21 protein-coding genes and 1 pseudogene are annotated in these 19,351 nt (G+C 68.5%); 8 read left to right on the top strand and 14 right to left on the bottom strand.

Translation table 11 applies throughout. The annotated features are described in order from the left end of the window. Positions 1-61: 61 nt before the first annotated feature. Positions 62-1,285 carry an alpha/beta hydrolase fold domain-containing protein gene (locus tag Q9G87_RS36650; protein ID WP_305921156.1) on the top strand — a complete coding sequence of 408 codons (1,224 nt, stop codon included), beginning with the start codon at positions 62-64 and terminating at the stop codon, positions 1,283-1,285. 54 nt (positions 1,286-1,339) lie between these two features. On the opposite strand, the gene Q9G87_RS36655 is transcribed toward Q9G87_RS36650, so the two are convergent. From Q9G87_RS36655 to Q9G87_RS36690, 8 genes are all read right to left on the bottom strand, one after another. Further along, the gene (locus tag Q9G87_RS36655) at positions 1,340-1,708 is read right to left on the bottom strand and encodes a nuclear transport factor 2 family protein (RefSeq protein ID WP_246083276.1); all 369 of its coding nucleotides are present in this window, start codon (positions 1,706-1,708) and stop codon (positions 1,340-1,342) included. Positions 1,709-1,951: 243 nt separating this feature from the next. Further along, positions 1,952-2,074, bottom strand: a complete 123-nt coding sequence (locus Q9G87_RS36660) for a hypothetical protein (protein WP_305921157.1) — start codon at positions 2,072-2,074, stop codon at positions 1,952-1,954. 471 nt (positions 2,075-2,545) lie between these two features. After that, positions 2,546-3,394: a TIGR02569 family protein gene (locus tag Q9G87_RS36665; RefSeq protein ID WP_305921158.1), complete on the bottom strand. Its 849-nt coding sequence runs from the start codon at positions 3,392-3,394 to the stop codon at positions 2,546-2,548. A 180-nt stretch (positions 3,395-3,574) separates the two neighbouring features. Next, positions 3,575-4,306 (bottom strand): hypothetical protein, encoded by a 732-nt coding sequence (locus tag Q9G87_RS36670; RefSeq protein WP_305921159.1) that lies wholly within the window; start codon positions 4,304-4,306, stop codon positions 3,575-3,577. Beyond that, a complete protein-coding gene (locus Q9G87_RS36675; protein ID WP_305921160.1) occupies positions 4,306-4,644 on the bottom strand; it encodes a sigma-70 family RNA polymerase sigma factor in 339 nt (112 codons plus the stop codon). Before Q9G87_RS36675 ends, Q9G87_RS36670 begins: the two co-directional genes overlap by 1 nt. A gap of 261 nt (positions 4,645-4,905) precedes the next feature. After that, positions 4,906-6,849 carry an AbfB domain-containing protein gene (locus Q9G87_RS36680; RefSeq protein ID WP_305921161.1) on the bottom strand — a complete coding sequence of 648 codons (1,944 nt, stop codon included), beginning with the start codon at positions 6,847-6,849 and terminating at the stop codon, positions 4,906-4,908. Further along, positions 6,846-7,190 (bottom strand): hypothetical protein, encoded by a 345-nt coding sequence (locus Q9G87_RS36685; RefSeq protein ID WP_305921162.1) that lies wholly within the window; start codon positions 7,188-7,190, stop codon positions 6,846-6,848. Before Q9G87_RS36685 ends, Q9G87_RS36680 begins: the two co-directional genes overlap by 4 nt. A gap of 140 nt (positions 7,191-7,330) precedes the next feature. Beyond that, the gene (locus tag Q9G87_RS36690) at positions 7,331-7,810 is read right to left on the bottom strand and encodes a MarR family winged helix-turn-helix transcriptional regulator (protein ID WP_305921163.1); all 480 of its coding nucleotides are present in this window, start codon (positions 7,808-7,810) and stop codon (positions 7,331-7,333) included. Between the two features lie 135 nt (positions 7,811-7,945). Between Q9G87_RS36690 and Q9G87_RS36695 the strand changes: the two genes are divergently transcribed. Beyond that, a complete protein-coding gene (locus Q9G87_RS36695) occupies positions 7,946-9,307 on the top strand; it encodes an MFS transporter (protein ID WP_305921164.1) in 1,362 nt (453 codons plus the stop codon). 12 nt (positions 9,308-9,319) lie between these two features. Then, positions 9,320-9,967 carry a nitroreductase family protein gene (locus Q9G87_RS36700; RefSeq protein WP_305921165.1) on the top strand — a complete coding sequence of 216 codons (648 nt, stop codon included), beginning with the start codon at positions 9,320-9,322 and terminating at the stop codon, positions 9,965-9,967. A gap of 240 nt (positions 9,968-10,207) precedes the next feature. Here the strand turns inward: Q9G87_RS36700 and Q9G87_RS36705 are convergent, their stop codons facing one another. The 3 genes from Q9G87_RS36705 to Q9G87_RS36715 all read right to left on the bottom strand — a co-directional run bounded on the left by Q9G87_RS36705 (position 10,208) and on the right by Q9G87_RS36715 (position 12,320). Continuing rightward, a complete protein-coding gene (locus Q9G87_RS36705) occupies positions 10,208-10,723 on the bottom strand; it encodes a DinB family protein (RefSeq protein WP_305921166.1) in 516 nt (171 codons plus the stop codon). A 228-nt stretch (positions 10,724-10,951) separates the two neighbouring features. Next, on the bottom strand, positions 10,952-11,818 hold the full coding sequence (locus Q9G87_RS36710) for a hypothetical protein (RefSeq protein ID WP_305921167.1): 867 nt from the start codon (positions 11,816-11,818) through the stop codon (positions 10,952-10,954). Between the two features lies 1 nt (position 11,819). Then, the gene (locus Q9G87_RS36715) at positions 11,820-12,320 is read right to left on the bottom strand and encodes a SigE family RNA polymerase sigma factor (RefSeq protein ID WP_305921168.1); all 501 of its coding nucleotides are present in this window, start codon (positions 12,318-12,320) and stop codon (positions 11,820-11,822) included. Positions 12,321-12,420: 100 nt separating this feature from the next. Here Q9G87_RS36715 and Q9G87_RS60890 point away from each other — a divergent pair, with 100 nt between their 5' ends. Next, positions 12,421-12,699, top strand: coding sequence for a helix-turn-helix domain-containing protein (locus tag Q9G87_RS60890; protein ID WP_371825876.1), 279 nt, complete (start codon positions 12,421-12,423; stop codon positions 12,697-12,699). Between the two features lie 46 nt (positions 12,700-12,745). Next, a pseudogene (locus Q9G87_RS61380) lies at positions 12,746-12,950 on the top strand (IS30 family transposase); the annotation flags it as partial. 82 nt (positions 12,951-13,032) lie between these two features. Here Q9G87_RS61380 and Q9G87_RS36725 read toward each other — a convergent pair. The 3 genes from Q9G87_RS36725 to Q9G87_RS36735 all read right to left on the bottom strand — a co-directional run bounded on the left by Q9G87_RS36725 (position 13,033) and on the right by Q9G87_RS36735 (position 14,586). After that, positions 13,033-13,932: a hypothetical protein gene (locus Q9G87_RS36725; RefSeq protein WP_305921169.1), complete on the bottom strand. Its 900-nt coding sequence runs from the start codon at positions 13,930-13,932 to the stop codon at positions 13,033-13,035. Further along, positions 13,929-14,285, bottom strand: coding sequence for a PadR family transcriptional regulator (locus Q9G87_RS36730; protein ID WP_305921170.1), 357 nt, complete (start codon positions 14,283-14,285; stop codon positions 13,929-13,931). The genes Q9G87_RS36725 and Q9G87_RS36730 overlap by 4 nt, the downstream gene beginning before the upstream one ends. A 100-nt stretch (positions 14,286-14,385) precedes the next feature. Next, positions 14,386-14,586 carry a hypothetical protein gene (locus Q9G87_RS36735; RefSeq protein ID WP_305921171.1) on the bottom strand — a complete coding sequence of 67 codons (201 nt, stop codon included), beginning with the start codon at positions 14,584-14,586 and terminating at the stop codon, positions 14,386-14,388. 353 nt (positions 14,587-14,939) lie between these two features. On the opposite strand from Q9G87_RS36735, the gene Q9G87_RS36740 reads away from it, so the two are divergent. From Q9G87_RS36740 to rph, 3 genes are all read left to right on the top strand, one after another. After that, on the top strand, positions 14,940-15,737 hold the full coding sequence (locus Q9G87_RS36740; RefSeq protein ID WP_371825877.1) for a thymidylate synthase: 798 nt from the start codon (positions 14,940-14,942) through the stop codon (positions 15,735-15,737). Next, positions 15,734-16,237: a dihydrofolate reductase gene (locus Q9G87_RS36745; RefSeq protein WP_305921173.1), complete on the top strand. Its 504-nt coding sequence runs from the start codon at positions 15,734-15,736 to the stop codon at positions 16,235-16,237. Before Q9G87_RS36740 ends, Q9G87_RS36745 begins: the two co-directional genes overlap by 4 nt. Before the next feature lie 440 nt (positions 16,238-16,677). Beyond that, positions 16,678-19,278: a rifamycin-inactivating phosphotransferase gene (gene rph, locus Q9G87_RS36750; protein ID WP_305921174.1), complete on the top strand. Its 2,601-nt coding sequence runs from the start codon at positions 16,678-16,680 to the stop codon at positions 19,276-19,278. The last annotated feature ends 73 nt before the right edge of the window (positions 19,279-19,351 follow it).

Below are 19,351 nucleotides of genomic sequence, written 5' to 3' on the forward strand. Positions count from 1 at the left end.
CATGGCAGTCTTGCCGACCAAGCATCACCGGCGGCGGCCGCGGCGGGTGGATAATGCCGACATGGCCGTCGACGGGCAGAAACGGGACGAGGAACACCAGCCGCCCGAGCGGGTGCTGCCGATGCCGGCCGCGCCGGACGCGATCGAGCTGCGGCACCTGCGGGCCTTCGTGGCGGTCGCCGACGAGCTCAATTTCGGCCGGGCCGCCGCCCGCCTCTACCTGTCCCAGCCGGCGCTGAGCAGGCAGATCCGCATGCTCGAGCGGCTGGTCGGCAGCGACCTGCTGCGCCGCTCGACGCACCGGGTGGAGCTCACGCTGGCCGGCGACGCCTTGCTGGACCGGGCGCGGCGCCTGCTGAGCGATCTCGACGACGCGATCTCGACGACCCGATCGGTGGGCGGTGAGCTGGCCGAACGGGCCGCCAAGTCCTGGCGGCCGCTCGACGACCTGATCCGCGCCGGCGCCGGGATCCAGCAGTTCCGCGCCGCGGTGGAGGACTTCCACGCCGGACTCACGCTGCCGGAAGGGGTCGGCGTACGGCCGGTCAACGCCGGCGGGGTGCCCGCCCTGGCGGTGGCCGAGGTGGCGGACCGCCCGCCGACCCTGCTGCATCTGCACGGCGGCGCGTACGTGGCCGGGTCTGCCTTCGGGTTCCGCCCGCTGGGCGGGGCGCTCTCGCTCGCGACCGGTGCCGGCATACTGGTGCCTGACTACCGGCTGGCGCCGGAACATCCGTTCCCGGCGGCCGTCGACGACGCGTTACGCGCGTACACGTGGATGCTGGACACCGGGACTCCCGCGGCCGGGATCACCGTTGGAGGTGACTCCGCCGGCGCCGGGCTGGTCCTCTCCCTGCTGATGACCCTCAAGGAGCAGCAGCTGCCACAGCCCGGCCGGGTCCTGCTGCTTTGCCCGTGGGTGGACCTGACGGGCGACGTGCGAGCGCCCGATGAGCAGGAGCCACAGCCGGCCATCGATCCCTGGCAGCTCCACCGGTTCGCGGCCGCGTACCTGGCCGGTCACGATCCCTGCGACCCGCGGGTCAGCCCGCTCACCGCGGACCTGTCCGGCCTGCCGCCGATGCTCCTGCAGGCAGGCACCGGCGACCCGCTGGCCGGCGACGCCCACCGGCTCACCGAAAGGGCCCGGTCGTACGGCGTCGACGCGCGGCTCGAGCTCTATCCGGTGTCCGCCCACGTTTTCCACTACTTCTGGTCGTTCCTGCCGGAGGCCGCAGACGCGCTGGAACGAGCGGGCGCTTTCGTCCGCCGCGTAGCCGGCTGAGGTAATGCCAACGACTTTCCTCGAGCCGGACCGCCCGTGACCGAGCTCCTCCCGTCAGCGATAGTCGTTCTCCTTCAGCTCGATGACCCAGGCACGACGCTCGGCGATCTTGCCGTCGCGCATGACGAACACCTCCGCCATGGACATACGCATCTCACCGCCCGCGACTCGCTTCACCGTCCCGGTGAGTTCCGCCATGACGACATCGCCCTGCTCGACCATGCGCACGACCTCCAGGTGGGGAGGGTCGATGAGTTCGGGCGGGCCGTCGATGGCCCTGTCGTAGGCGTCTTTGCCGGTCAGGTGGAAGGCGCCGAAGACGGTCCACTCGATGTCGTCGGTCAGGCAGGACAGGATCTGCTCGTGATCGTTCTTACGGAAACCGTCCAGGTAGGTGTTGACGGTCTCGATGTTCCGTGACATGTCTGCTCCTTCGAATCGGGTGTCGTCCATGAGGCGCCGCCGTGCGAACCGGCGGTTCCCTCGGTAGGAAGGTCGGAGCGGCCAGAGCCTTCTCGACATCACTTCGGGGAGTAGTTGAGCACCGACGATGATGCCCTGGCGAAGATCGTTTCCCAGCCGAGCGGTCGGGGGTTCGTTACGCACCCACGTGGGATGGGTGATGACACGCTTCGCGCGTTCGGGAGCCGGTCACGGGATCCGCTGTCAGTACCAGCGGCTGAATGCGGTGGCGCCGGATCCGGTCTCCGCGGCGAACTGAAGAACCCGCAGCGGCGCGTCAATGAGCTCCGTCGCATCGAAGTCGGGGGCGTCGCCCATGGCGGTCATCCAGGCGGTGATCCGGCTGAGGACCTCGCTTCGCTGTGTGGTGCACAGGGCTGCCGCCGGGTTCGCCTTGCGGGCAGTCGCGACAACAGACCGGCGCCCTCTGCCTCGGGCATGAGCGTCATGCTCGCGTCCCGCATGGCTTCCGTCGCCTCGGTAGGCGCGTTGGCGTCGTCGATGAAGTCCGCGAATCGCCAGGCGGTCGGCGTGGGTATCAAGGGGCCGGGAGGGTCCGCGGGGTGCTCGAAGAAGGGCTCTTGGTCGCCGCCGTTCGACCACCACGCAAGCGTCTCGCGAAAATCCGGCGGCCTGTGCTCGGCGACTCTATCTGCCGGCGTCAGTCCCGAAGCAGGATCTTCTTCCTGATTCTCTGAACTTGTCGTCGATCATGGAGTGGCGTCGGTCGATCTGGGCGACGAGGTTGTCGCGGATATCGACGATGCGCGGTCGCTGTGCGGGCGTGTCGGGTATCGGTCATGGACTGCGGGGATGCGCGGGGTCGACACCGTGGTCGGCATAGACAACAGCGAGATTGATGGTGGGCAGGTATGCCGCAACCTGGTCCGGTGTCCATCCGGAGGAGCCGAATGCCGTTTCGTGGGTGGCAATCCGGTAAATCAGAGCACGGATCAGCATCTGGCCCCAGGCCGGCAGATGCGACCAACGGGCGGCCAACTCGGGTGAAGCGCCATACCAGCACAATGCATCGACCACCGCAACCGCTGCCGCCCATGATGCGGGGCGCCAGTAAACGGGCCAATCGATGATCGCTGGTGGCTGGCCGTCCGCGAACAGCACGTTGCCGGGTAGATCCCCATGAACCGCTTGCGAGGCGAGATTGACCGGGCGGCGAGCGCGCACCAGCGGCTCCAGCAGGTTCAGGGCCAGCGGGCATGCCTGGATGGGCAGTTCCTCCCATGCGACACGGTCACCGATGGACCATGGATCGTCGCGGAGGTCCAAGAATTCAGGATGGGGCAGGCTCGCGATGGCTGTGTGAAAGGCGATGCCAGCGCGCAGCACGTCATCCTGACGCCCGACATCCGGGACGCCCTCGATGAGCCGAGACGCCTCCCAACCGTCGATCACCCATGCCCCGTCCAAGGTCCGAACGGGGCGGGCAATTCTGAATTCGGCCGAGTCGGGCAGGGCGGCAAGCACCTCCGCTCGCCAGAGCGTCTCCGCCAAGAACTCCACGGGCTTGAGGACCACCTGATCAGCTCGCCAGGTGCCGCCCTTGCCGCCTGGTAATACCACTGGATCAGCGCGGATGCCGAATGCTGTAAGTACCGCTTCTGGGGGACGCGAAACTGAAGGTGTCACGCTCAAGATCGTAGAGTCGTTGGATGACGGGTTGGTGGCGCAATGGCGGCGAGCATTCCTTTGGCACTTGGCTCGCGTCGTGAAGGCCTCACGACCGCGGGCTGGAACGGCCGATGTGTCGGCGAAGCTCTGTCATCGTCGCCGATGGCGCCGGCTGACGCCCCACCGCGCTAGCGACGATCATCGGGGAGTGTCGTAGACGCCGATCCACCAGGGGGCGCCTTCCCGGGGGCCGAGCTGGTTCGCCAGCAGCTCCGGCGCGAGTATCAGCGTCTCATGGTCGAACGGCGCGTTGCAGGCACCCTTCTTCCTGGCCTCGATGTCGCAGCCGGCGCTGGAGCCGATCGGCGCGTCGGCGGGGAAGACCCAGATCTCCATGCTCTGCGGCCGCTCCAGCCACCCGGGCGGGACGGACTGCGCATCGTTCTGGCTGTCGAGACTGTTCCCCTTCCGCTCGCCGCACCGCCCGAAATCGGTCCACTGGCCGGGATCGTGCACCGATCGCACCAGCACCCACGCCTGCGGGTCCGCGCAGCGGATAGAGAAACCGGTGTTGACACTGGTCGGTTTGAAAGTGACCAGCTCGCCCTTCGCCAGTGACTGATGTGTCTCCTCCTGGATCAGCGACACCTGCCGCCTGTGGAGCCCTTCCAGGGTCTGCGGCAGTTCGAGCCCGCTCGTCACCTGCGCCGACGACGTTGGGCCGGGCGCGTTCCCGTACAGGACGGGCAGGATGGCGACACCTACGGTGAGCGCGCCGGCAGCCAGCGCGGCGGCCGTGGCCGTCCGCCTGCGGCGGCGTGCCCGGCCGCCCAGCCGTGTGATCTCTGTGACGTCCGGGGGGAGTCCGTGTTCCCGGCGGCTGCGTTCATTGAAGGCGGTACGCAGATCGTCCTCGGTGTACTGAGCCATCACACGACCTCCATATCCAGATCACGAAGTGAGGGATCCACGCGCAAGCGCGCCAGCGCCCGGCTGAGCTGCTTCTTGACCGTTCCCACCGAGCAGCCGAGCACCCTGGCCACCTGCTCCGGCGTCATGTCGTCGAAGTACCGCAGGACGAGGGCCGCGCACTGCCGTCTCGGCAAGGCGCCGATGGCCTCCCACAGGGCGTCCCGCGCGTTGACCGCCGTCACGAAGTCCCGCCCGGTGGGACCTTCCGGCATCACCTCGGTCGGGACCTCGTCCCGCCAGCGCCGCCGCCACCAGGAGGCGTCCAGTCCCGGGTCAGCAGGTACGCGGTGCGGCACAACCGCTCGTGCCGCTGTCCGACGTAGTTGGCGAAACCATCCGCCATCCTCAACCTCCGCCCGTTGGAATCCTCACGATGTACTACTGAGTGAGAGACCGATTTGGGTGACCGGCGGGCCGAGCCTGATTTTCGACGCCCATCTTCAGCGATCAGTTGCCGAAGCGGCCGGACCGCTCGGGCGCCAGGTCAGGGCAGCCGCGGCGGCGAAGGCCAGGGCCGCGCTGCGGATCGTGCCGTGGGTGACGGCCGGAGCCGTGGGTCATCCGAGAGGCAGGACCGGCTGGAAGGAGCTTGCGGTCCGGAAGGCGGCGGTCCCTTGCCGGGCAGCGAGCCATAGCTGACGGTCGCGGTGGAGGATGACCCGGCCCGGGTAGTTCAGCGACTCCAGCGTCACCGATCCGGTGATCGAGCCCGGGCGGGCGTAAAAGGTCGTGTCCTTCTTGAACAGGGAACTGCCGTCGCTGCGGTCGAAACGCAGCCGGAAGTGCTTGTGCCGCAGGTAACGGCCGTCGGGGCCGATGAAGGAGTATCCCTTGGGATCGGCAAGGCCCGGCACAATGCGCAAGCCGGCGCCCTGCCGGGATGCGGCCGGGTCGGTGTCGCGGATGGTGACAAGCCGGGCTTGGCCGCGCAGCTCCTGGATGAACGCGTCAGGAGTGCCGACCGACCGGAAGGACCGCGTCACGCCCGTGGGCAGCCCGGCGGCCTCCGACGGCGCGTACGTCGGTGATGGCGACGCCGCGGTTGTTCGACTGGGCGTGGTGGTGGGGGACGGCACAGGGGTGGCGGAGGGCGCCGCGTCCGCGATCCGCTTGACCAGCTTGATCGTGGGATTTCCGGCGGGCACGAAGCTCGCCCAGGCGGAGGTGCCGCCGGTGTAGTAGATGATCAGCTTGGCCGGGTCGGTTCCGGCGAACGCGGCCGGGTCCTGGACCGGTGGCTTCTGGCCGAGGTACAGCGCCCGCAGCTGGGGATCACGCGCGAAGACGCGCGGACCGAGCTTGCTCAGGCTCGGCGCGTAGACCGAGGTGAGGCTCGCGTTGTCGGAGATCGAGTCATGCCAGGCGGTGGTCAGCGCGGGCGCGTACAGCTCCTTGAGCGAGGCGAGGCGGACGATGGCGTTCTTGTCCAGCGTCTGCACGCTCGGCAGCCGCAGCACCTTGATCCCTGTCCCGGTGGCGGCGTCACCGTTGAGATCGAAGCAGTTGATGCCCATGTAGCGGAGCTTGGGAAGGTTGACCGCTTCCAGCACGTGGCTGTCGTTCAACCCGTTCCTGCCGATCGACTCCAGCTCAGGGGCGTTGAAGTAGCGCAGGCGGGAAGCGTCGTCGAACGCGAAGTCGTCAATGGTCCGCACCCGCGGGAGGTTGACCTTCGTCAGGTACTGGTTGCGGCGGAACGCGTTCGCGCCGATCTCCGTGACGCTCGGCAGGTAGAGCACGCTGAGCTTGGCGTACGGCCCGTGCCCGAACGCCATCGCGCCGACGGTGCGGGCCGCCTTGAAGCTGACCGAGGCGAAGTTGTGGTTGCTGAAGGAGCCGGGTTTGATGTCCTGCAGATCGTCCAGCACCAGGTGCCTGACCCACGACCCCCACCAGCCGTTGTGCCACAGGTACGGCGAGCGTCCGCCGCGCGCGATCTGCCCGGCGCAGGCCAGGCCGGAGTCGGGGGTGCATTCGGTCCCGCCCTCGAGGGATCGCAGGTTGTAGATGTGCAGCCGGTTCAGCTTGGTCAGCCCGAGCCCGCCCGCGCTCTCGGCGTTGCCCACGGTCTGCACCGCCGTCAGGTCGGCGTCGTTCAGCGCGGTCCCGCCGGTGAGGTAGAGCGCGATGCCGGTGCTGCGCGCGAGCTCCGCCCGTGCCTTGACGAGCTGCGCCTTCAGGGGACGCTGTGCGGCTTGGGAGACGTCGTAGCGCAGGGTGAACGTGTCCGGTGGCAAGGCGTGGTCGCCCGGCTCGGAGGGCCGGTAGGTGTAGGTCTCCTTCCTGTTCAGCTCTCCGTCAGAGGAGAAGACCGGATCGACTCCCGGATCCTTGGCCGGATCGGCTGCCATGCCGGTGCCGCCGTGCAGCGCCGCCGAGGTGCCGGTGCGCACGGCTGCCCCGGCCGCCGGCCCTTGCGCGCCGTAGACGGCGGCCGCCGTCACGAGCGCGGCGAGGGCCACGTGGCGGGCTGGGGTTTTTCCGAAACCCTTGTCGCTCATTGCTGCCTTACTGCCGCCGCCTCCCGTGTGGAGGCTCTCGTGAGAGGTGACGAAACAGGTGGGCGCGGATAACAGAAAATGCTCGTGAGCCGGGCCACGCTCTCTCGGGCAAGGTCCTGGCTCGCCAGGTGGGTCTCCTCGCCGATGACGGCGACGAGCTCGACCTCCCGGTCTCCCTTACGTGCGGCGGCGAGGTGTCGGGAGGCGGGCTCGATGACCTGGCTGCGGAAGCGTTCCACGACGGCGCGATCGGACATGAAGCGGGAGAAGGCGTCGGGGTCGGTGTTGGTGTAGTCGGCCAGGGGCTTGAGTCCGGTCGGGGGTGCGACGTCCTTGCGCACCGACCAGGACCAGGTGGCGACGGCGGACTTCTGGGCGGCCTGGGACGTGATCCAGCTCAGGAAGAGCTTGGCGGTGGCGTTGTGGGCGGCCTGTTTACTGCGGGCGCCACATCCTGCGCATGGGCCACCGACATGGGGGGTCAGCGGGGGCTGCTGGCACCGACCTGCAGGAGTTTGGCGAGGATCACGCTCAACTGGCCGCGCTCGTCGGGGGTGAGGACCTGGAAGGTGTCCTCGAGGAAGGCCGGGATCAAGGCTTGAGCCTCGGCGAGCCGCCGGCGGCCTGAGTCGGTAATGGTGACGGCGTAGGAGCGCCGGTCGCGGAGGTTGCGTTCCCTGCGGACGTGACCCACCTGCTCCAGGTCGTCACAGATGCCGACCATAACGCTGCGGTCGATCCGGAGTTCCTCGCTGAGCGTCTGCTGAGAGCAGGGGCCGACGGCGTCGAGCATCTGGAGCACGAGGTGCTGCCCGACTCCGAGCCCTTCCCCGGCGGCATGAGCGTCGGCGGCACGGGCCACGGCGGCCGAGGCCCGGCACAGCGCGATGTCCAGCCGCTCGGCGGCGAGTTGCGGAAAGTAGGCCGTCCCACGGTCTGTCGTTCTGGTCGTTGTCGCCATCGCTCTCCTCTTGCGTTCAGCCGTCAGTCTACCGCAAGTCCATCTCCACACAGACTGTTTGACAGCAGATGATTTGCAGGCATACGGTCCGAACCGTCTGTCCGCCAATTGTTTCAATGCAGATGGAGAGTGATCGTGACCCGAACCGACGGCCGCCAACAGGTGGCCCTGGCGTTGCTGTGCGCCGCGGTGTTCCTGGATTCGATGGACCTGTCGTTGATGGGCGTGGCCCTGCCCGCCATCGGGCGTGATCTGTCGCTGCCGGAGAGCACCCTGCAGTGGCTGATGTCCGGCTACGCGGTCGCCTACGGCGGCTTCCTGCTGCTCGGCGGCCGCATCGCCGACCTGTTCGGCCGCCGCCGGGTGTTCCTGCTATCGCTGGCGGTGTTCGCGGCGGCGAGCCTGGTCGGCGGGCTCCTGTCGGCCGGATGGCCGCTGGTGGCCACCCGGGTGATCAAGGGGGTGGCGGCCGCGCTCACCGCCCCGGCGGCGCTGTCGCTCATCACCACCACCTTCGCCGAAGGGCCGCAGCGTAACCGGGCGCTGGGCGTCTACGCGCTGGCCGGGGCGACCGGCTACACCGCCGGGCTGATCGCCTCCGGCCTGCTGACCGAGATCAGCTGGCGGCTGGTGTTCTTCCTGCCGGTCCCGATCGCCTTGCTCGTGCTGGCCGCAGCGCCGCTGGTGCTGCCACGCGGCGTTCGGCCGCCCGGGGCGCGTGAGGGGTTCGACGCCGCCGGCGCGATCGCGGTCACCGGCGGCGTGCTGATGGCGGTGTTCGCGCTGACGGAGCGGAACTGGCCGGCCGGTGTCGTGGCCGTGCTGCTCCTGGGCGCCTTCGTCCTCATCGAGCGCCGGCGGTCCGCGCCGCTCGTCCCGCTGGAGGTGTTCAGATCCGGCACCGTGGGCGCCGCCAATCTCGCGGCGCTGGCCTGGGCGTGCGCGACCATCGGCTGGCAGTTCGTCGCCGTCCTGTATCTGCAGCAGGTGCTTGGCTACAGTGCGCTGGCCACCGGGCTCGGGATCGTCCCGATGGGCCTGGCCATCGTCATCGCCGCCAACCTGGCCGGCCGGCTGATCAGCCGGTGGGGCCTAGGGAGGGTGGCCGCCGCCGGGATTCTGGTCCAGGGCGCGGGCATCCTGTTGTTCCTGCGGGCCGGGGCCACCGGCGACTACGTCACCGTGCTGCTGCCCGCGCTGGTCGTGCACGGCATCGGCAATGGGCTGTCCTTTCCGAGTCTCAACATCGCCGCCGTCTCCGGCCTGCCGGACGAGCGGCAGGGGCTAGCCTCGGGACTGGTCACCTCCGCCGTGCAGATCGGCGCCGGACTCGGCGTGGCGGTGCTGGCGTCGATGATGACGCTGGGCGGCTCCACGCTGGCCGGATACCGGATCGCCTTCCTGATCGCGGGCGGTTTCTCCCTGATCGGCGCTCTCGTCGCCGCCTTCGGCCTGCGCCCCCGCCGCTCCGCACCTGTACCCGCCCCCACCGCCTGAAGGAGACACATCGTGACGCTGGATCTCACCCCCGACGAGCTGCTGAGCACGACCCGCGCCGTGCGCAAGCGCCTGGACCTCACCCGCCCGGTGCCGCGCGAGCTGATCGAGCAGTGCGTGGACCTGGCCGTACAAGCCCCGACCGGGCGCAACCGGCAGCGCTGGCACTTCATGGTCGTGACCGAGCCCGAGCAGCGGCGGGCCGTGGCCGATATCTTCCTGCGCGCCCTGCCGCTGGCCACCGGGCAGCCGCTGACCGAACGCGACGTGCGGCGGATGGACTACCACCCCGGCTCCACCGAGCGGGTCTTTGACGGCCTGCGCCACCTGGCCGACAACATCCATCGGGTGCCCGCGTTCGTCATCCCGGGCGTGGAGGGCCGCACCGACCGCGCCCCGGCGGCCGTGCAGGCGGGGGCGTGGGGATCGATCCTGCCGGCGGTGTGGAGTTTCATGCTGGCCGCCCGGGCGCGAGGCCTGGGCACCGTGTGGACCACCGCGCAGGGACCGCTCGAACGCGAACTGGCCAAGGTGCTCGGCGTGCCGTACGAGGAGGTCATGCTGGCCGCGTTCATCCCGCTGGCCTTCACCCTCGGCACCGACTTCAAGCCCGCTCCCCGCATCCCGCGCAAGGAGGTCCTGCACTGGGAGCGGTGGTGAGCACGCTTGCCTCCCGCGAGTGATCGGTGACCTCGGGGAAGTCCTCGACGGGCGGCTGAAGTGGGGCCTACAAGGTGGCGCGCAGGCAGGATCGTGCTGGGCAGCCTCGGGCTTGCGTCCGTCCAGCCGGATGCGGCGCTGTGACTTTCGGCGGATGCAGGCCGGTCCGGGGCATGCTGCCCTCATCACGGGATGATCATATCGACTGGTCGCCAGTTGAGGCGCACAGTGGCCAGGCGGTCAGTAGTAGCCCTTCTCGCCGTCGACCAGTTCCCTGACGATGTCCAAATGGCCAGCGTGCCGGCCGGTCTCTTCGACCATGTGGATCAACATCCAGCGCAGGCTCGCGGCGGCCGAGCGGTAGTCGGGGTGCTTGCCCACGTCGTCCAGCGAGTGCGTGGCGACGATCTCGTTCGAGATCTGGCACTGGCGCTCGTACTCGTCGAGGAGCTGCGCCAGCGGGACGCCCTCCACCCGCATGTCGGCGTCCTCCACGCTCTCGTCGAACTGCGGGTTGCCGTCGGCGGGGCGGCCCAAGAAGAGCACCTCGAACCAGCAATGCTCGGTCCAGCGCAGGTGCGATACCAGGCCCGCCATGGTCATGAGCGGCGAGGCGGGCAGCACCGGCCGGTAGGCGTCCTCGTCCGACAACCCTTCGCACTTCCACTGGACGATCGCACGCTGCATGTCGAGCCAGCCGACCAGCTGGGTGCGCTCATCGGTGACGAAGGGCGGCCGTATGCGAGGAATGCTCATGAGGGCCGATGCTACGGCATCGATCATGGTGTCGCACGATATCCCTTGCTCACACAGGTCGCGGCCAGTGCGGCTATTGCGGGCGGCTCCTGCCAGTGCTCCGCCATGAGACGGTCGATCGTGACCACCGCCCCGGACACAGCGTGAGAACGGGTGTGGCGTTGCCGGTGCCGACCACTGCGGTCTTTGCGGTCACCGCCCCAGGCTGTCACAGAACTCGGCACCAGGTCAGTAGCCGCTTCCCCGGCCCAACGGGCCGAAAGCCACGCTCTTCTCCTGCTTCAGAACCTGACCCTGTGGTCCGTACGCGGTCACCGTGACCGGCGGGGATTCCAAGATCGTAGGCGGCTCGTAGTCGCCATCCTGGCGATCCCTGATCACCTTCCCCAGCACCCGGGCGATGAAGAAACCGTCGGCCACACGCGCATCGGTACGCCGCCCGTCCGCCCAGTCGATTTCGACCCGCCGCACACCGGCACCGACCCGGCCGACGACGACCCGGTAGATGTCGTCCTTCTGAATTCGCTCCGGCCCCACCGCGTACGAATGCGTGTGCGAGGTGTAGGCGTCCACCTGGAGATCACCTGAAAAGCCCGTGATATTTCCCGGAGACATGAACCCCCAGTAAGTGAAGACCGCTCGCTCCGCGAAATCCGTCTGCTCGGTCGGTGTGCACAGCACGAAGCCGGACTGGCTCCCGACCAGGGCGGTCGTCCCGCCCTTGTCCTGGTAGTCCACCAGCAGCCGGAAGTCCTTGACCGTCCCGTGCTCCGGGATGCCCCGATTGCCGTCCATGTTGTGGACGGGACCTCCTTGAGGCATGCATTCGCGTACGAGTCGCAACTGCTCAGGGGTGTTGTCCGGCAGTCTCATCACCTTCGCCGCGGTGTCCGGGCCGGAGCCGCCGGAGGGAACCGCGATCACCGTCGCGATGACCGAAGCGGCCGCCGCGAGCCCGGCCAGCGACCAGGACAGACGCCGGCGTCGCAGCGAGACGGTCCGCGCCCGGCTGGCGTAGCCGAGCACGTCAACGGGCCTGGCCTCGTCCGCCATCAGCCGCAGTTCCTCGGCGATCTGCTGTTCGTCGATCGTCATCTCATGCCTCCAGGGTGACGGTTTCGCCAATGAGCTCGCGTAGCCGGGTGACGGCTTGGTGGGTCTGGCTGCGCACGGTCCCTACCGAGCAGCCCATGATCTTGGCGACTTCGGACTCCGAGAGGTCCTCGTAGTAACGCAGCACCAAGACCGCTCTTTTCCGGGCCGGCAGGATCCGCAGCGCCTGGGCCAGGGTGATGCGGGTCTCGACCTCGTGGGTCCGGTCATCCGCGGCCCGGTCAGGGGGTGCTGGGACCACGCTCTCGCGATCCCAGCGCCGGCTTCGCCAGCGGCCGACCTGTTCGTGGTACATGATCCGGCGCACGTACGCCTCCGGATTGTCACGGATCCGCCGCCAGTGTCTGGCCGTCTTGGCCAGCGCCGTCTGCAGCAGGTCCTCGGCGGCGTGCTGGTCGTTGGTCAGCACGTAGGCGAGCCTGATCAGGCTGTCGGAGCGGCCGACGACGAACTCGGTGAAATCTCGCTGCTGGTCGGGGTTCAAGGGCTCTCCTCGGTCTCACCCTTATAGATGGAGGCGGGCCCGCGAATCTATGGTGTGTTGCCCTAACCCGCCGATCCCGGCGATCCCGGCGATCCCGGCGATGAGCCACGCCGGGCCGGCGTGCCTGGAGATCGCGCGAGAGCTTGGCCGCGCGCCCTTCACCATCAGCCGGGAGATTCGCCGCAACCGGCACCCTGGCAACGGCCAGTACCGGCCGCACGCGGCCCAGGCCCGCGCCGTCGTGAGCGCTGGAGTCCGGAGCAGATCTGTCAGAGCCGGCGCAAGAGCTTCCCCGAGCGGGCGGAGATGCATGTGGGCCACGAGACCATCTACCAGGCCCTCTACGTCCGAGGCCGCGGCGAGCTGCGCCGTGAGCTGACCCGGGCACTGCGCACCGGCCGCACCCATCGCCGCCGACATGCCCCGTCTACTACGGCGTTCCGGCGAGCCCGTGGCGGCGCGGCTCCAACGAGAACACCAACGGCCTGCTGCGCCAGCGCTTCCCCAAGGGCACCACACCCGCGTTGAGCTCGACGCGTCGCTGCTGAATTGAACTTCAGACCGAGAAAGACGCTCGGCCGGGAAACCCCGGCCGAGCGTCTCACCGTGCTGCTCGCAGCCAAGAATTGATCGTTCGTCGCCCGGAGGGTGTGGATGTGCAGGTGAGTCCGCGGCGGTGGCGGTAGTGGGTGGCTGGTGCCGGTAGCGGGCGTCAGGCGGGTTCCGCGGTGCGGGCCAGCCACGCCGTGAGGCCCAGCAGCGCCGCCGTCGCGACGGAGACCGCCGTCAGACTCGCCAGATCGGTGAACCACGACGGCATGACATCGACGACGAGGAACGGCGTCAGGATGGCAGCCGTCCGGCGGCCCACAGGGGAGCGCAGTGCCAGCACCGCCACCGTACCGAGGGCGGCCAGCATCAGGACGGCCCCGAAGGCCTCGGGCAGCAGGGCGCCCACGACGCACGCGGCCAGCACCCCGCCCGCCCAGGCCAGCAGCCGCCGGGACCCAACAGGGCCGGGGCCGGGCGACGGCGCGAGGGTCAGCATCGCCGCGCAGACGCACGCCGGGAGGGCCGCCAGCAGCATGTTGGCAGCGATCAACGGCCGCCCCGAGACGAGAAGCACGTCGCCCACTACTCTGGTCCCTTCGGGCAGGGACAGCAGCCGGGCCATCATCGTGGCCGCGGACAACGCCGCCATGGCCCACGCGCAGGCGATCGCTGCCCATCGCCGCCCCAGCCACGCCAGCAGAAAGACCAGCCCGGACGGCAGCGCATAGACGAGCACCGGGAGGGCCTGGTCGAAGGCTAACCGGCCAGCGAGCGCGGCAGCGCGAGACAGGCCGGCGCCGAACAGCGTGAGAGGGGCGAGGAGGGCGGCCAGGTCGACGGCGGCCCGCCAGTGCCGCCGCGACCCGGGCGGCGCAACCCGGCGCAGCCGGATCGCCAGGCCGCCGCGCACCAGATCGAACGCGTCCCGCCCGGACGGGCGACTTTGGCCCGGAGCCGAGGCCGCCAGCAGCACGGCGAGCATCTCCTCCTCGTGCCGCGCCCGGTGGTCCTTCGGGTACCAGGTCAGCAACCGGCGGTAGCGCCGTTCCAGCGCGGTCACGAGGCGCCGCCGAGGGACGGCTGCGCAGCGGCCGGGCTGCGGCCCAGCCGCGCGGTGGCGGTGTCGGCGTTCCGGCGCAGCCGTTCGGCCTCGGCCGACAGCCGGGCCGCGCCCTCGATGGTGAGCCGGTAGTAACGCCGGGCCCGGCCGTCCACGACCTCCTCGCGGTCGGTCTCAATCAACTGCTCGCCCTGGAGCCGGTCGAGCGCGGCGTACAAGGTGCCGGCGCGCAGGCGCACCCGCTCACCGGAGATCTTCAGGACGTCGGTGATGATGCCGTAGCCGTGCTGTGGCCCGGCCGCCAGGGCCGTGAGGATCAGGAACGTCGGTTCCTGCATCGATCTGTTCTTCATGCGATCGATATATACCGACAATCTTCCTATAGTGCAACACCCGGACGTAGCGTTCGACGTCATCTGCTGGCGACGCCTCACCTCATTGCGTAAGCAGCTCTTAAGCCACCTTCGACGAGTGCGCCACCCATGTGTTGCAGGATCCCGGGTCGCCGGTGCAGAAACCGGCACGGATCCAATGCTTGACGTTGTCGTCCCAGACGTATCCCAGGACCTTGTTCCAATCCTCGGTGGTCCTGCCCTTGATCGGCCAGACGCTCTGGATGAAGGCGCCGCCCAGACATTCGACCTTCAGGTACATGCGCCGGAACTGCTCCTGATGCTCGGCCTTGCTGCGGCCCTGAGGTCTTCGCCGGCGTCGTAAAGGCCGGTCAGCTTCCGCATGTGGTAGCCGTACATCAGCGCGGCCTTGTTGAAGAGCAGGAGGTCGGACGGGGACGCAAGCCGGGAATGGCCGTTGTGCGGCTCATGTCGTCGGCGGCAGCGGGCCCGCCTCGTACAGCGCGTTCTTGGTGAGGACGGGGTTTTCACAGGAAATGCCGAGGCGTTCGCGGACGCCGTTCCGGCGGAGGTCGATCGGCTTCGCACGCTGAGCGCGACGGACGTGGATGTCGGCGCATGCCCGCTTGTGGATGGCCACTAGACTCGACGGCCGTGGCGGATACTCAGTACGAAGACCTGTTGCGGCTGGTACTCACCTCTGGGACGGCCAAAGCCGATCGGACAGGCACCGGCACCCGAAGTGTCTTCGGGCACCAACTACGCTACGACCTCTCACAGGGGTTCCCGCTGGTCACCACCAAAAAGGTGCACCTCAGGTCCATCGTGTACGAGCTGCTGTGGTTCCTGCGCGGCGACTCGAACGTCGGCTGGCTGCATGAACACGGCGTCACCATCTGGGACGAATGGGCCGACGCGAACGGCGAACTCGGCCCGGTCTACGGCGTGCAGTGGCGCGCCTGGCCCACCCCGGACGGCAGGCACATCGACCAGATCAGCGACGTTCTCGACACTCTGCGCCGCGACCCGGACTCCCGCCGGATGATCGTCTCCGCCTGGAACGTCGCCGAGCTGAACAAGATGGCACTCGCGCCATGTCACGCCTTCTTCCAGTTCTACGTCGCCGACGGCAAGCTCTCCTGCCAGTTGTACCAGCGCAGCGCGGACCTGTTCCTCGGTGTGCCGTTCAACATCGCCAGCTACGCCCTGCTCACGCACATGGTGGCGCAGCAGGTCGGCCTCGAGCCGGGCGACTTCATCTGGACCGGCGGCGACTGCCACATCTACGACAACCACGTCAAGCAGGTGACCGAGCAGCTCTCGCGTACGCCGTTCGAGTTCCCAGAGCTGCGTCTGCGCCGAGCCGACTCGCTTTTCGACTACGCCTACTCCGATGTGGAAGTGCTCGGCTACCAGCACCACCCGGCCATCAAAGCCCCGGTCGCGGTGTGAACGTCGGGCTGATCTGGGCGCAGACCCTCGACGGTGTGATCGGCGCGGATAACGCGATTCCGTGGCGACTGCCTGAGGACATGGCGCATTTCAAGGCGACCACCCTCGGCCATTCAGTGGTGATGGGGCGCAAAACGTGGGATTCGCTGCCTTCGCGATTCCGCCCGCTATCCGGCAGGCGCAACATCGTGGTGACTCGCGATCCGCATTGGGCGGCCGAAGGCGCGGAACGTGCCGGGTCCATCGCCAGGGCCCTGGAACTCGCAACCGAGCCGTTGGACCCGGCCGCCTCTGCTGCGGCATGGGTGATCGGCGGCGGGGAAATTTACCGTGCGGCCCTGCCATATGCCACGACGCTCTGGGTGACTGAAGTCGACACGACGGTGGACGGCGACACCTACGCCCCGATACCGGACCCGAGGTGGAAAGTCGCCGAGGACAGAGGCTGGCAGTCCTCGACGTCCGGGCTGTGCTACCGCATCCGCAGATACACGCGGTAATGGTCAACCACGCCCTGATCAACTTCTCAGCTGCGCTCGCCGCCTGACCGAAGACCTGCGTCATCCCTGGGAGAAACCCGCCTCGTCCGGTCAGCTCACCCTCGCACCGCTACAACGATGCAGGCCAGCGACTTCATGGGCCCGTTCAGCCCGGACGATGTCGCCCCCGCGTACGCGGGGGGCCGCCGCTTCGCGAGAAGGGCGTCAGTCCGCGCGGACGACCCGAAAAGCAAGGCAAGGAGATCTCACTCCTTGCCATTTTCACCGTATAGCGGACTGGGGGGCTTGCCGCAAGACCCGGGTCGTGCTGCAGAATCGTCGGCCGGACCAACAACGGACGAAGACATGGGGGCACGACGTGCGTGTGTTGTTCTCGAGACGCCGGTGATTCGACCGGCCGGTGCAGGGCAACGGAGCGCGGCTGCCTCGGAGGGATCGCGATGATCGAGCAGTACGTGTTGGGTCTTCAAGAGGTTGACGAAACGCAGGTCGCGGTCGTCGGCGGCAAGGGCGCGCACCTGGGCGGGCTGTCGCGGATCGACGGCATCCGCGTGCCGGCCGGCTTTTGCGTGACGACGAACGCCTTCCGGCGGATCATGGCGGAAGCGCCGTCGATCGAAGATCGGCTCGATCAGTTGTCGCGCCTGAACCCGGACGACCGGGAGGCGATCCGCACGCTCAGCGCGGAGATCCGCCGGGCCCTCGAAGGGGTCGCCATCCCGGGCGATCTCGCGGCGGCGATCACTCGCGCTCTCGCCCAGCTCGGCGAGCAAGCCGCCTACGCCGTCCGATCCAGCGCGACGGCAGAGGACTTGCCGACGGCCTCCTTCGCCGGCCAGCAGGACACGTACCTGAACGTCGTGGGCCCGGCCGCGATCCTCCAGCACGTCAGCCGATGCTGGGCCTCGCTGTTCACCGAGCGGGCCGTGACCTACCGCCAGCGGAACGGCATCGACCACCGTACGGTCCACATGGCCGTGGTCGTGCAGCAGATGGTCTTCCCGCAGGCGGCCGGCATCCTGTTCACAGCCGACCCCGTCACGTCCAACCGAAGGGTCGTCTCCATAGAGGCCGGCTTCGGCCTCGGCGAGGCCCTGGTCTCCGGCCTGGTGAACGCGGACGTCTACAAGGTGCGCGACGGCGAGGTCGTCGCCAAGGCGGTCGGCGCCAAGCAGCTCGCCATCCACGCCTCGCCGGCGGGCGGGACGCAGGAACAGGCGATCGACCCGGAGCGGCAGGAGCAGCCGGCGCTGACGGATTCGCAGGTCGTGCGGCTCGCGCAGCTCGGCCGGCGGATCGAAGCGCACTTCGGCCGCCCCCAGGACATCGAATGGTGCCTGGTCGACGACGGCTTCCAGATCGTCCAGAGCCGGCCGATCACCACGCTGTTCCCCATCCCCGAGTCCGGCGACCGGGAAAACCACGTCTACATCTCCGTCGGCCATCAGCAGATGATGACCGACGCTATGAAGCCCCTGGGGCTCTCCTTCTGGCAGATGACGACCCCCGCGCCCATAGCCGAGGCCGGCGGCCGCCTGTTCGTCGACGTCACCCAAAGGCTGGCCTCGCCGACAAGCCGCGCCAGCTTCCTGGAGCTCGCGGGGAGATCCGATCCGCTGATCGCGGACGCGCTGCAGACCGTTCTCGAGCGCGACGGCTTCATCCGGCCGCTCCCTGACGAGGGTCCCCCCGGGCCACTGGCTGGCGGCGCGCCGGCCGCCCCTATCGAGACCGATCCGGCCATCGTCACCGAGCTGATCGGGCTCAGCGAGGCATCCATCGCCGCGTCGGAGCGCGACATCCGGACGAAGTCCGGAGAGGCGCTGCTCGACTTCATTCGGGCGGACATCCAGGAGCTGAGGCGGATCTTGTTCGATCCGCAGAGCCATCAGGTGTTCATGTCGGCGATGGAGGCCACGTGGTGGCTCAACGAGCAGCTGGAGGCGTGGCTGGGCGAGAAGAACGCGGCGGACACGCTCACGCAGTCCGTGCCCCACAACGTCACGTCAGAGATGGGGCTGGCGCTCCTGGGCGTGGCTGACGTGATCCGACCGCATCCGGACGTGGTGGCGTTTCTGCAGCACATCGAGGACGAGGGTTTCCTGGACGAGCTGCCCAAGCTCGCGGGCGGACGGGAAGCGCGAGACGCCATCGAGGCCTGGCTCGACAAGTACGGCATGCGCTGCGTCGGCGAGATCGACATCACGCGGCCGCGTTGGAGTGAACGCCCCTCCACGCTCGTGCCCATGATCCTCGGCAACATCAAGAACTTCGAGCCGGGAGCCGGCGAGCGGCGCTTCGAGCAAGGGCGGCAGGAGGCATGGAAGAAGGAGCAGGAGCTGCTGGAGCGCTTGCGTGCCCTGCCGGACGGGCAGCGCAAGGCCGAAGAGACGAAGCGGATGATCGACCGGGTCCGGACCTTCATCGGGTACCGGGAGTATCCGAAGTACGGCATGGTCAGCCGCTACTTCGTGTACAAGCAGGCCTTGGTGGAAGAAGCCGAGCGCCTCGTGCAGGCCCACGTACTTCGTGAGAAGGAAGACATCTTCTACCTCACGTTCCAGGAGCTCCACGACGTCGTGCGCACGAACCGCGTGGATGACCAGCTCATCGGCCTGCGCAAGGACGCGTTCAGGTCGTATCAAGCACTCACGCCGCCCCGGGTGCTCACGTCAGATGGCGAGGTCATCTCTGGGACGTACCGACGCGACGATATGCCGGCCGGCGCGCTGATCGGCCTACCGGTCTCCGCCGGGACCGTCGAAGGCCGGGCCCGCGTCATCCTGGACATGGCACGGGCCGACCTCGAACCGGGCGACATCCTCGTCACGGCCCACACGGACCCCAGCTGGACGCCCGTCTTCGTCGCCATCGCAGGCTTAGTGACGGAGGTCGGAGGATTGATGACTCACGGCGCAGTGATCGCACGCGAGTACGGATTGCCGGCCGTCGTCGGTGTGGTAGACGCCACCCGACTGATCCCCGATGGGCAGCGGATCCGCGTGCACGGAACCGACGGGTACGTCGAGATTCTGCCCTGACTGATCACACGGAGAACGGTAACTGCGTGAGGTGAGCAGTCCCGTGGCCTTCTCGTTCATGGTGTGCGGGCGG

This window comes from Nonomuraea turcica, from assembly GCF_030718205.1.
Lineage (GTDB): Bacteria > Actinomycetota > Actinomycetes > Streptosporangiales > Streptosporangiaceae > Nonomuraea.